Source organism: Kocuria salsicia (assembly GCF_039532055.1).
Lineage (GTDB): Bacteria > Actinomycetota > Actinomycetes > Actinomycetales > Micrococcaceae > Kocuria > Kocuria salsicia.
In genome coordinates this window covers 266,081-277,489 of sequence record NZ_BAAARF010000003.1, presented here as the reverse complement: position 1 = coordinate 277,489, position 11,409 = coordinate 266,081, and the positions used below count along the sequence as shown (strand labels likewise).

At 71.2% G+C, this 11,409-nt stretch carries 11 protein-coding genes; 2 read left to right on the top strand and 9 right to left on the bottom strand.

Annotated elements, in window-relative coordinates; genetic code table 11:
* Window positions 1–155: 155 nt before the first annotated feature.
* From ABD264_RS01305 to leuS, 4 genes are all read right to left on the bottom strand, one after another.
* Window positions 156–410, bottom strand: a complete 255-nt coding sequence (locus tag ABD264_RS01305; RefSeq protein ID WP_055084690.1) for a Txe/YoeB family addiction module toxin — start codon at window positions 408–410, stop codon at window positions 156–158.
* Window positions 411–689: a type II toxin-antitoxin system Phd/YefM family antitoxin gene (locus tag ABD264_RS01300; RefSeq protein WP_055084688.1), complete on the bottom strand. Its 279-nt coding sequence runs from the start codon at window positions 687–689 to the stop codon at window positions 411–413. It lies immediately after the preceding gene.
* An 80-nt stretch (window positions 690–769) separates the two neighbouring features.
* Window positions 770–1,771, bottom strand: a complete 1,002-nt coding sequence (locus ABD264_RS01295; RefSeq protein WP_344203715.1) for a DegV family protein — start codon at window positions 1,769–1,771, stop codon at window positions 770–772.
* Complete coding sequence (gene leuS, locus ABD264_RS01290; RefSeq protein ID WP_295109602.1) at window positions 1,771–4,281, bottom strand: leucine--tRNA ligase; 2,511 nt, start codon at window positions 4,279–4,281, stop codon at window positions 1,771–1,773. The genes ABD264_RS01295 and leuS overlap by 1 nt, the downstream gene beginning before the upstream one ends.
* A gap of 182 nt (window positions 4,282–4,463) precedes the next feature.
* On the opposite strand from leuS, the gene ABD264_RS01285 reads away from it, so the two are divergent.
* Together ABD264_RS01285 and ABD264_RS01280 are read left to right on the top strand one after the other, a co-directional pair.
* Window positions 4,464–5,576 carry an alpha/beta fold hydrolase gene (locus ABD264_RS01285; protein WP_303105385.1) on the top strand — a complete coding sequence of 371 codons (1,113 nt, stop codon included), beginning with the start codon at window positions 4,464–4,466 and terminating at the stop codon, window positions 5,574–5,576.
* Window positions 5,573–6,673, top strand: a complete 1,101-nt coding sequence (locus ABD264_RS01280) for a glycosyltransferase family 4 protein (protein ID WP_344203712.1) — start codon at window positions 5,573–5,575, stop codon at window positions 6,671–6,673. The genes ABD264_RS01285 and ABD264_RS01280 overlap by 4 nt, the downstream gene beginning before the upstream one ends.
* Before the next feature lie 119 nt (window positions 6,674–6,792).
* Here ABD264_RS01280 and ABD264_RS01275 read toward each other — a convergent pair whose 3' ends face one another.
* The 5 genes from ABD264_RS01275 to ABD264_RS01255 all read right to left on the bottom strand — a co-directional run bounded on the left by ABD264_RS01275 (window position 6,793) and on the right by ABD264_RS01255 (window position 11,361).
* Window positions 6,793–7,713: an ABC transporter permease gene (locus tag ABD264_RS01275; RefSeq protein ID WP_222126496.1), complete on the bottom strand. Its 921-nt coding sequence runs from the start codon at window positions 7,711–7,713 to the stop codon at window positions 6,793–6,795.
* A complete protein-coding gene (locus ABD264_RS01270) occupies window positions 7,710–8,888 on the bottom strand; it encodes an ABC transporter substrate-binding protein (RefSeq protein ID WP_144942895.1) in 1,179 nt (392 codons plus the stop codon). The genes ABD264_RS01275 and ABD264_RS01270 overlap by 4 nt, the downstream gene beginning before the upstream one ends.
* Complete coding sequence (locus tag ABD264_RS01265; protein WP_290499845.1) at window positions 8,885–9,619, bottom strand: ABC transporter ATP-binding protein; 735 nt, start codon at window positions 9,617–9,619, stop codon at window positions 8,885–8,887. Before ABD264_RS01265 ends, ABD264_RS01270 begins: the two co-directional genes overlap by 4 nt.
* Window positions 9,620–9,648: 29 nt before the next feature.
* Window positions 9,649–10,734: an acyl-CoA dehydrogenase family protein gene (locus ABD264_RS01260; RefSeq protein ID WP_344203708.1), complete on the bottom strand. Its 1,086-nt coding sequence runs from the start codon at window positions 10,732–10,734 to the stop codon at window positions 9,649–9,651.
* 87 nt (window positions 10,735–10,821) lie between these two features.
* Complete coding sequence (locus ABD264_RS01255) at window positions 10,822–11,361, bottom strand: DUF4242 domain-containing protein (protein ID WP_344203706.1); 540 nt, start codon at window positions 11,359–11,361, stop codon at window positions 10,822–10,824.
* Window positions 11,362–11,409: the final 48 nt, after the last annotated feature.

Genomic DNA, 11,409 nt, shown 5'->3' with positions numbered 1-11,409 from the left:
CGTGTGGAGGACAGCAGATGTCCACGCCTCATGGAGCGGGCTGTGAAGGCCTCTCGCCGCGCTACACCGGCGCAGATGTGGGACCCTCCACCACCGCGGCCTTCGTCCCGAGCATCACATGCGCGCTGAGCACGGGCGGCAGGTCACTGCGTGGGTCAGTAGTGGTAGCGGGCTTGGAGGATGATCAGGTCTCCGTCGTCCACGAGATAGACGAGCCGGTGCTCCTCATTGATCCGCCGTGACCAGGCCCCCTGCGCCCCGTACTTCAGCTGCTCCGGCTTGCCGATGCCCCCGAACGGCTCCCGCAGGCAGGCGTCGAGGAGCAAGTTGATCCGCTTGAGGATCCTCCGGTCGACCGTCTGCCAGTGCTTGTAGTCCTCCCAGGCGGCCTCGTCCCAGACCAGTCGCACTCAGTGGTCCCGGGACTGGTCGGCCGTGTCGTCGGAACGGTCGAGTTCGTGAGCCTGGGCCTTCCCCGCGCGGGCACGGTCGTAGGCATCGAGCAGCCTGCGGGCGTTGGCCGGTGAACGGAACAGGTACGCGGTCTCCTGCCAGGCCGCGTACTCGTCGGCCGGCATGAGCACCGCGTTGCCCTTGCGGGAGACGATCTCGACAGCCTCCTGGTCCTGGTTCACGCGCTCGATGAGCGGGAACAGCGTCTTGCGGGCCTCGCTGGCACTGATGGACATGACAACCCCTTCACAGCCTCGACCGGTACAACTTTACGGTACCACTCGTGGTTTGAGGGCCTGTCGACTCGACAATCAGGTCACGAAGCGGGCTGTGCAGGCCTCTCGCCGCGCCACACCGGCACCGAGGTTGGCCCCTCCACCACCGCGGCCTTCGTCCCGAGCCCCACGTGCGCGCTGAGCACGGGCGGCAGGTCGCTGATCATCAGCTCGGCCTCGGGGCGGTAGCGGTCCCGCAGCACCTCGCCGATCTCGCGTGCCCCGTTCGCATCCGCCACGTGGTGCACGCACAGCACGGGCCGCTCGGGCTCCGCGTGGGCCAGCGCCTCCCCCACGAGCGTCATGAACCGCGCCCTCGCCTTCGCCAGGGACACCGGCCGCTCCACGGTCACGATCTTCCCCTCCGCCAGGCTCAGCAGCGGCTTGATCTGCAGCACGGAGCCCACCCTCGCCGTGGTCGGGTTGATCCGCCCGCCGCGGCGCAGCGTCTCCAGCGAGCGCACCTGGATGAGCACCTGCGCGCGCTGAGCAGCCTCGCGGGCGGCCTGGGCGACGTCGTCGATCCCGGCCCCCGACGCCGCCGCCTGCAGCGCCGCGCGCACTGCCAGTCCCTGCCCGAGCCCGGCGCTCTGTGTGTCAACGATCCGCACGGGGATCCCGATCTCCTGCCGTGCGATCCGCGTCGCGCCCACGGTTCCGGAGAGCTCCCCGGACAGGTGGACGGAGACGACGGCGTCGAAGCCCTCCGCCTCGAAGCGTCGGTACGCGGCACGCAGCTGGCCCGGGGCGGGGCGGGAGGTGGTCACCGGCTTCCCTTCGGCGAGCGCGACGACCAGTGAGGAGAGCGTGTCCGACTCGTCCTCGGTGTGCAGCTGCCCGCCGATCAGCACGGGCATGTCCACGAGCGCAAAACCGCCGGCCGTCGTGTAGTCGGTGAGCCAGGAGGTGGGCAGGGCTGCGGCGCTGTCGGCGACGACGGCGACGCGGCGGAGCGCGGCGTCGCCGTGGCCCGCAACGGGACGGAGCCCGCCCTCCGGCTCGCTCGAGTCGGGGGTCGGGCTCCGGGAACCGTGGCCGGTCATCAGACCACGATGTTCACGAGCTTGGGGGCGCGCACGATGACCTTGCGCACCGTGGCCTCGGTGAGCAGCCGCTGCACGGCAGGGGAGCCCATGGCGGCGGCCTCGAGGTCCTCGTCACTGATGTCCGCGGGGACCTGCAGCCGGTCGCGGACCTTGCCCTTGACCTGCACGACGGCGGTCACGGTGTCCTCCACGAGCAGCGCGGGGTCCACGGTGGGCCACGGGGCGCGCACCACGGAGTCCTCGTGGCCCAGCAGGCGCCACATGTCCTCGGAGGTGTAGGGCGCCACGAGGCTCAGCAGGATCGTGACAGCCTCCACGGCCTCGCGCACGGCGGGATCCGCGGGACCGCAGCCGGAGTCAATGGCCTTGCGCACCGCGTTGACCAGCTCCATGGTGCGGGCGATGACCACGTTGAACTTCCCGGAGTCCAGCAGCTGCTCGGAGTCCACCACCGTCTTGTGGGTGGTGCCGCGCAGCGCCCGGTCACCGTCGGCGAACGGTGCGGCGGGGTCCGACGTGCAGTCCTGCGCGAGGCGCCACGCGCGGGCGAGGAACTTCTGGGCGCCCTGGGGCGAGACGTCCGACCAGTCGACGTCGTCCTCCGGCGGGGAGGCGAAGACCATGGTCAGACGAACGGCGTCGACACCGAACTCGTCGAGCTGCTCGCCCAGGTCCACACCGTTGCCCAGGGACTTGGACATTGCCTTGCCGCCGTTGAGCACCTGGCCCTGGTTCAGCAGCGCCTTGAAGGGCTCGGTGAAGCCCACCAGGCCGAAGTCGTAGAGCGCCTTGGTGAAGAACCGCGAGTACAGCAGGTGAAGGATCGCGTGCTCCACGCCGCCCACATACTGGTCCACGGGCAGCCACCGGTCCACGGCGGCGCGCTCGAACGGGCCCGTCTCATCCGCAGGGGACGCGTAGCGCAGGTAGTACCAGGAGGAGTCCACGAAGGTGTCCATGGTGTCGGTGTCGCGCTTCGCCGGGCCACCGCACGCGGGGCAGCTCACGTTCACCCAGTCCGACGCCGCCGCGAGAGGGCTCTGGCCCTTGGGTGCCAGCTGCTCACCGCGCAGGTCCTCGGGCAGCCGTACGGGCAGCTGGTCCTCGGGCACGGGCACCTCGCCGCACGCGGGGCAGTGGATGATCGGAATGGGCGCACCCCAGAAGCGCTGCCGGGACAGCAGCCAGTCCCGCAACCGGAAGTTCACGTGGCGCTCGCCGGTGCCGGCCTCGGTCACGATCTCGATGGCCTTGTCCAGGGCCTCGGCCCTGGGCAGCCCGTCCAGGGGCCCGGAGTTGACCAGGGTGCCGTCGCCGGTCGTCGCCACACCCGTGACCGCGGGGTCCTCCTCGCCGGTGTCCAGGACCGTGCGCACGGGCAGGTCGAACGCGCGGGCGAAATCCAGGTCCCGCTGGTCGTGCGCGGGCACGGCCATGACCACGCCGGTGCCGTAGTCGGCCAGCACGTAGTCCGAGGCCCACACGGGCAGCTTCTCCCCGGTCAGGGGGTTCACCGCGTACCGGCCCAGGAACACACCGGTCTTCTCCCGGTCCGAGGACTGGCGCTCGATGTCCGACAGCGCCTTGACCTGCTCCCGGTACTCGGCGAGCGCCTCGGCGTGCTCGGGGGCCGCGATCGCCAAGGCGATGGCGGCGTCGGCGGCGACCACGCAGAACGTGGCGCCGTAGAGGGTGTCCGGGCGGGTGGTGAAGACGGTGACCTCGCGCCCGGAGGTGTCCGCGGCGTCAGCCCCCTCCGCGGGGGCGCCTTCGATCACGAACTTCACGTGCGCGCCCTCGGAGCGTCCGATCCAGTTGCGCTGCATGGCGAGCACTCGCTCGGGCCAGTGGCCCTCGAGCTCTGCCATGTCGTCCAGCAGCCGCTGGGCGTAGTCGGTGATCTTGAAGTACCACTGGTTCAGAGACTTCTTGGTCACCGGGGTGTGGCAGCGCTCGCACAGCCCGTTGACCACCTGCTCGTTGGCGAGCACGGTCTGGTCCTTGGGGCACCAGTTGACCGGGGAGTCCTTTCGGTACGCCAGGCCGTGGGAGTGGAACTGCAGGAACAGCCACTGCGTCCAGCGGTAGTACTCGGGGTCCGAGGTGTGGATCTCGCGGTCCCAGTCCACGCTGATCGCGTAGCGCTTGAAGGACTCACGCTGGGTGTCGATGTTGCGGTAGGTCCACTCGGCGGGGTGCGCGTCACGCTTGATGGCGGCGTTCTCCGCGGGCAGGCCGAAGGAGTCCCAGCCGATGGGGTGCATCACGTCGAAGCCTCGGTGCAGCCAGTAGCGGGAGACCACGTCCCCCATGGCGAACGCCTCCGCGTGGCCCATGTGCAGGTCACCGGAGGGGTAGGGGAACATGTCGAGCACGTAGCGACGCGGCAGTGAGTCGTCGTCGAGGGGCGCGAAGACCCGGTGCTTCTCCCAGTAGCCGGACCATGTGTCCTCGATCCGCCGGGTGTCGTAGTCGGTGCCCGCCTCCGGGGTGCTGTGCTCGCTCACGTGCCTCGCCTTCAGGGTTCACGGGGCCGGGCTGCTCCCGCGCCCGGGTTCCGAGGCGACGGCCTGGTCCCCCGTGGTGGTGTGTGGGGATCCCTCCCAGTTTAGACCAGCCCACCGTGCCCTCCGTTCCCACGTGCCACCGCTACCATGGGTGCGCTGAACCCGGAACTTTGGAGGCCACGGTGGAGAACCCCTACGCAGAACGCCGCAGCGTGGAACTGGACGGCTACCGCGTGCGGTACTGGTTCTACGACGCGGACAGACAGCGCAAACCGTTGCTCGTGATGCTCCACGGCTTCCGCGGCGACCACCACGGGCTGCAGCTGATAGCGAGCGCCCTGCGGGAGAGGTACCACGTGGTGGTCCCGGACCTGCCCGGCTTCGGGCGCTCCGAGCCGTTCCCGGACCGGGAGCACTCCGTGGCGAACTACGTCAACTTCACCCGCGCGTTCATCACCGCCCTGACCGACGGCGCCGTGTCCCCGGAGTCCGACACCGGCGTGGTGCTGCTCGGGCACTCCTTCGGCTCCACCGTGGCCGCCCACTTCGCCGCCGCCCACCCCTCGATGGTCGAACGCCTCGTGCTCGTGAACCCGATCTCGCAGCCCGCGCTCGCAGGCTCCCAGAAGAAGCTGACGAAGCTCACCGAGCTCTACTACGGGGTGGGGGCCTCGCTGCCGAAGCGGTTGGGCACCCGCCTGCTGTCCTCGAACACGGTGGTCAAGCTCATGACGGACGTGATGGTCAAGTCCGAGGACCCGGAGGTCACGCGCTACGCCCTTCGCCAGCACCAGGCGTACTTCAACGCGTTCGCCAACCGGCAGGTGGTCAGCGAGGCGTACCAGGCCTCGATCTCCCGCACCGTGGCGGAGGTGGCCATGCAGCTGAGCATGCCCACCCTGCTGGTCGTGGGCGAGCTGGACGACCTCGGTTCCGTGGACTCCCAGCGCACCATGGCCTCGTGGATCCGCAGCCACAGCCTGAAGATCATCCCCGGTGTGGGCCACCTGATCCACTACGAGACCCCCGTCCTGGCCGCGCAGTACATCGAGGAGTTCTTGGCCTCCCCCGCACCCGAGCCGCTGGAGGGCTACGACAAGCTGCCCCACGCGGACACCACCGTCTCCACCCCGGACCAGCTCACCGGGATGCTCCCGGCCGTCACCGCGGACGACGGCGCACGCCAGTTCGCGCGCGAGACCCGCACCCGCGGACTCGGGGGGACGGCGGCCCCCGCGGACGAGCACCACGTGAACGATGACGCGCGTCACCGGGACGGGTCCCGGCCGAAGTGAAGCTCCTCTTCGACGCCCGCTACATCCGCACCGACCACCACGACGGCATCAGCCGCTACAGTGCCGAGCTGCTCACCGCCACGGCCCGCGCCGTGGCCGAGGACCCCCGCGTGCGGCTGTGCGCGCTGATCAGCGACCCCGCCCAGGCCGCGTACCTTCCCGAGCTGCCGACCATCACCGGGCCGTCCGTGACCTCCCCCGCGGAGGCACTCACGGCGCTCGCCGTGAACAGGCACGCACCCGACGTCGTGTTCTCCCCCATGCAGACCATGGGCTCCCTGGGCCGCCGCCACCGCCTGATCCTCACGCTGCACGACCTCATCTACTACGAGCACCCCCAGCCGCCCGGTGATCTGCCCCTGCCCGTGCAGTGGGGGTGGCGCGCCTACCACAAGGCGTGGTGGCCCCAGCGGCTCACCCTGAACCGCGCGGACGCCGTGGCCACCGTGTCCGAGACGTCACGGCAGCAGATCCTCGCGCACCGCCTCACGAAACGGGACGTGCGCGTGGTGGCCAACGCGGCGCCGTCGTCCGGGATCCCGGGGGCCGAGGCGCTGCAACGGCTCGAACGCCGCGGCACGGACCTTGTGTACATGGGATCGTTCCTGCCGTACAAGAACGTGGAGACCCTCCTGCGCGCCATGGCCCACCTGCCGGGGCACACGCTGCACCTGCTCTCCCGGATCGCCCCCGCGCGGGAGGCTCAGCTGCGGACGCACGTCCCCGAGGGCGCGCACGTGGTCTTCCACCGCGGGGTGGGCGAGGACGAGTACCGCGAGCTGCTCACCTCGTGCGCCGCACTCGTCACGGCTTCGCGCGCGGAGGGCTACGGGCTGCCGCTCGTGGAGGCCTTCGCGCAGGGGGCCCCGGTCGTGTGCTCGGACCTGCCGATCTTCCACGAGGTCGCCGGGGACGCCGCCGGCTACGCCCCCTCGGACGACGACGCCGCGTTCGCCGCCCGGGTGCGCGAGCTCACCGATCCCGGTGTGGCCCGCGAGCGCGTCCTCGCCGGACTGGAACGGATCCGTGAGCACACGTGGGGGGACTCCGCCCGGGACCTGCTGGACCTGGCGTGGGAGCTGCACCAGCGCGGTTGAACCGCTGTGCACAGTTCCCCCGTACTCGCCCCCCGGTTCTCGGCCCTGGGGTCTTCAACCCGGAAGATTTCAGCAGCCAGTGCTCCGGACGGTGACCGGGGGTGCCGTGGGCGACCCGCTCAGGTGCGCACCACCCGTTCCCGCAGCAGCACCTGGGCGAGGGCGTCCAGCGCAATGCCGAGCAGTCCGATGGCGAGGATCACCACGAGCATCTCGTCGTAGGCCAGCCGGTCCCGGGCATTGAGGATCTCGTAGCCCAGCCCGGTGCTGACCCCGAGCATCTCGGCGGGCACCAGCACGACCCACGAGATGCCCAGTGCCAGACGGACCCCCGTCATGACGTGGGGCCGGATACTCGGCAGCACCACCGTGCGCAGCCGCTCGAACGGCGTCGCCCCCAGGGTGCGCGCCACGCGCAGGTGGGCCGGGTCCAGAGCGGCGACCCCCGCCGCGGTGTTCAGGGCGATCGGCCACACCGCCGCGGCCGCCACGAGGAAGAGCACCGGCGCGCTGCCCACCCCGAACAGTGCCACCGCCACCGGAGCCCACGACAGCGGCGAGACCATCCGCAGGAACTGCACGACCGGCGCACTCGCCCACCGCACCCGCTGCCACGATCCGATCACCAGCCCCAGCGGCACCCCGAGCACCGTGGCCAGCAGCAGTCCGCCGAGCAGCCGCCACAGGCTCGTGGCGGCGTCCTGCAGCACCACGCCGCGTTCCAGGAGCGAGCCGACGGCGTCAGGCAGCTGTTCGGGGCGGAACGCGGCGATCATCGTGGACCCGCCGGCGGCGGCGTGGGTGAACACCCACCACACGGCCACGCTCACGAGCACCCCGAAGGCGCCCCAGGCCACGGCCGCACTACGCTCGGCACCCCGGGTCGCCCGTCCCCGGGAGCTGGCGCGCGACGTGGCCCGGGAACCGTGCGCTCCGGGCCCGTTGTCGCCCGAGGCAGTCGAGCCAACCCCGTCCGACGACCGCGCGGCGTCGGGATCCGTGCGTGTGCTCTCGGGCGCGCTGCGGGACGTGCGTCTCATGCCTGGATCTCCTCGGTGCGTGTGGTGCCGTGCAGCCCGAAGACACCCCAGCCGCCCGCCTTCGCGATGCTGCGGGTCACCAGGGCGTCGTCCACCAGTTCTCGGTGCGCGGCGGCCGGGTCGAGCTCGGCGAGGAAGCCCTCGGGGGCGTCCACCACCGTGTCCTGCATCGCGCGCACCAGCTCCTGCGTGAAGCTCGGGTACGGGTAGGGCCGGAAGTCCAGTGACTCGCCGTGCCACCCGGGATGGTGCAGCGCCCCGGTGTGCTCGGCGGCCGAGTAGGTCAGGGCGCGCTGGATCACCGGCTTCGGCTGCGGGAGATAGCCGGAGGCCAGGACCGCCGCCGTCTCGGGGCGGTTCGTGCGCGCCCACGCCTGAGCGCGGACCAGCGCGTCCATGAAACCCGCCGCCTGATCGGGGCGCTCCCGCAGCAGCTGCCCGCGCAGCACGGTGACGCAGCACGCGTGGTCACGCCACACGTCCCCCAGGAACCGGTGGATCGTGCCCACGTGCTTCGCCTCCGCGGCCGCGTTGAACGGGTCCGCGACCACGTAGCCGCCGATCACCCCGTTGCTCAGGGCGGGCAGCATGTCCGAGGGGGCCATCGGCACCAGGGCCACGGTCTTGGCGCTCGTGGACGGGCTCTCGCGCATCACCGGGGTCAGCCCCTCGGCACGCAGCATCTTCTGCACCACCACGTTGTGGATCGACCACCACGCGGGAATTGCCACGGTGCGCCCCGCGAGACCCGCCAGCTCCGTGATCTCCGGGTGCACCGTCAACGACGAGCCGTTCGTGTGGTTCCACGCCGTGATCCGCACGTCCGCCTGCAGGCCGTAGCGCATGTACAGCGCCATGGGCATGAGCATGTGGATGGCATCCACCTTGCCCGCCACGAAGGCCTCCGACAGTGAGGACCAGCTGCGGAACAGGACGGGCCGCGCGACGGCCACCCCGGCGTCGTCGTAGTAGCCGTTGGCGTGGGCCACCAGCAGGGGCGCGGCATCAGTGATCGGCAGGTACCCGATGCGCACGGGCCGTGAGCCGTCGTCACCACCGCTGCCGGTGCGGGTTCCCGTGTAGAGGGAACCGGCGCCCCAGGCCGCACCCGTCAGTGCCACCGCCGCGGTCCCGGCGCGCAGGACGGCCCGCCGTGTGGTGAGCGGCCCGCTCATATCTCCCAGGTTCCCGCCTCGTCGTCCGTGCCGCGGTACGTCGCGAGAATCTGTCCGGCCGTGGTGCCGTCCTGGGACGGAACCCACTGCTGCCGGAAACCGCGCGGTCCGGCGAAGAAGCCGATCCGGTCCCCCAGCGCCATGGCCTCGGCGACGTCGTGCGTGACCAGGAAGACCGTCAGCCCGAGGTCAGTGGTCAGCTGCCGCAGCCACTGCTGCAGGTCCTCGCGGGTGGCGGGGTCCAGCGCACTGAAGGGCTCGTCGAGCAGCAGCACGTCCGGGCGCACAGCGAGGGCCCTGCCCACGGAGACCCGCTGGGCCTGGCCGCCGGAGAGCTCCTGCACGGGGGTGTGGGCGAGGTGGGAGAGGCCGAGGATCTCGAGCAGCTCGCCCACGCGCTCGTCGTCGAAGCGGTCGCGGTTGCGCCGGTACCTGCCGCCGAGGGCGATGTTGCGCCGCACGGACAGCCAGGGGAACAGTGCCGGGGACTGGAAGACCACGGCGAGGCGGGCGTCAGGGTCTGAGAACGCGATGCTGCCAGCGTCGAGGGTCTCGAGCCCGGCGATGGCACGCAGCAGGGTGGACTTCCCGGAGCCGCTGGGGCCCAGCACGGCGAGGGTCTCGCCCCGGTGCAGGGTGAGGTCCACGCCGTCGAGGGCGGGGTCGGAGGCCCCCGGGTAGGTTTTGCTGACACCAAGCACCCGAAGCGCGGTGCCCGGGTCCGTGGTCACCGCGGCGCCGTCGCGCCCGTGCCCGGACCTCACCCGAGCCTGCGCAGTTCCCACCGCAGGTGGCCTTCCGTGGGTGACTGGACGGGCAGGAACGCTGCCTCCCGTGCGCGGCGCGCCGTGGGCGAGGACAGCGCGTAGCCGCGGCCGCCCACGATCTTCGCCTCCAGGCGGGTGGCCTCGCCGGTGAGCAGGGCTGCGTCGAGGCGCAGCTGCAGGAGCTCGCGGGGTGCGGCGGCACGCGGTTCCCGTGCCAGGCGCACGAGGTCCGCGCGAAGGCGCTGCTGCTCCGCCACGGCGTCGTCCAGGTCCTCGCGGAACATCTCGCCGACGCCGCCCAGGTTCTCCCGCGCGCTCGTCAGCGCCGCCGCGGAGAGACCGAGGCAGAACGAGGTCTGCAGCAGCAGGAACGGTCCGCGGACCGTGGCCAGGAACCCGGGGACGTCCTCGGTGAGGACGTCCTGCTCCGCGTCGATTTCCACGCCCTCCAGACGCAGGATGCCGGACGCCGTGGCGTTGAGCGCCATGAGGTTCTCCAGCGGCCGCACGCTGACCCCGGGCAACGCCACCCGGGTGCGGACGATCGCGGGGCGTCCGTCCTCCCGGACGACCGGCAGGATCACGACGGCGTCCGGGTACAGGTTCGAGGCCCACGGCACGGTGCCGTCGAGCACCAGGTGGTCCCCCCGGCGGGTGAGCGTCACGGGGATCTCACCGATGCCCGCCGCGGCCTTGAACGCCGGTGCCATGGCGGAGCACAGCGGCACTTCGCCGGTGCGCAGCTCAGACGCGACGGGCGCCCCCACCGCGTCGAGGTACTCCAGGCCGGAGCGGTGGCCCCACAGCGAGAACGCCGTGGCCGTGCACTCGGCCGCGAGGTCGAAGACGACGGCAGCCTGTCCACGCAGGTCCCCGCCCCCGAGACCCAGGTCCAGCAGGCCCCGCTGCCCGAGCTCGCGCAGGGTCTCGAACGGGGTGGTGTCCGCCTCGTCGGTGGCCCGGGCACGCTCGGCCGCGCGTGCCCGGACCAGGCCGTGTTCCGGGTAGTCGGTCAGCGGGGCCAGGAGATCCTGGTCGGAGGCGGTCGCGAGGGTTGCCGAGGCACTGGACTGGGACATGGGTTCCGTTCTGACGGGGCGTGCGCCGGGTGCCGCGGCCCGTGGTGGGCGGCGGCACCCGGTGGTGGTGACGGGTGGACGCGGGACTCAGACCTCGAGCTTGAACATCCGGTCGAAGGGGGTGCTCACGGCCGCGCGGGCACGTACCACGGCGTCCTCGTCCGGTGCGTTGTAGAAGCACAGGCACTTGGCTGTGTCCTCACGGACGTAGGTGCGCAGGAACGACACCTCGGGAACCTCGGCGTACTTGGGCGAGTTCGCCTTCTTGCGGGCGAGGTACTGGTCCATGGTGATTTCGGCGGGGATGTCCCACTCCACGAGGTAGTCGGTCTGGCCACGAAGCTTCTTGATGTCATCGAGCTCCGCGCCCACCAGGCGCACCTCGTCCGGGCCGGTGACCTCGGTGACGGAATCCCCCAGCGCCGTGCGCACGGTCTGCGCAAGACCCTCGGGCGTGTCCTGCTGCGTCTCCACAACGACGAACACGCGAGCGTGGTCCGCCGTCACCTGGGACTCGATGAGTTCGGCAGAGGCCTGCGTGACAGCGCTCGACGTCGCGTCGATGATCGAGCGCACGGCCTCTTTCTCGGCCACGGCGGGAACAATTTCAATGAGCTGCAGCGACATGCGGATCCTTTCGGGAACGGGTCTGCGGTGATGACTCGGGCGCACGCC

What these genes read in the sequence shown, in the direction of transcription:
- ABD264_RS01255 (WP_344203706.1), bottom strand. Translation starts at nt 11,361, where the DNA reads ATGTCGCTGCAGCTCATTGAAATTGTTCCCGCCGTGGCCGAGAAAGAG.
- ABD264_RS01260 (WP_344203708.1), bottom strand. Translation starts at nt 10,734, where the DNA reads ATGTCCCAGTCCAGTGCCTCGGCAACCCTCGCGACCGCCTCCGACCAG.
- ABD264_RS01270 (WP_144942895.1), bottom strand. Translation starts at nt 8,888, where the DNA reads ATGAGCGGGCCGCTCACCACACGGCGGGCCGTCCTGCGCGCCGGGACC.
- ABD264_RS01295 (WP_344203715.1), bottom strand. Translation starts at nt 1,771, where the DNA reads ATGACCGGCCACGGTTCCCGGAGCCCGACCCCCGACTCGAGCGAGCCG.
- ABD264_RS01300 (WP_055084688.1), bottom strand. Translation starts at nt 689, where the DNA reads ATGTCCATCAGTGCCAGCGAGGCCCGCAAGACGCTGTTCCCGCTCATC.
- ABD264_RS01275 (WP_222126496.1), bottom strand. Translation starts at nt 7,713, where the DNA reads ATGAGACGCACGTCCCGCAGCGCGCCCGAGAGCACACGCACGGATCCC.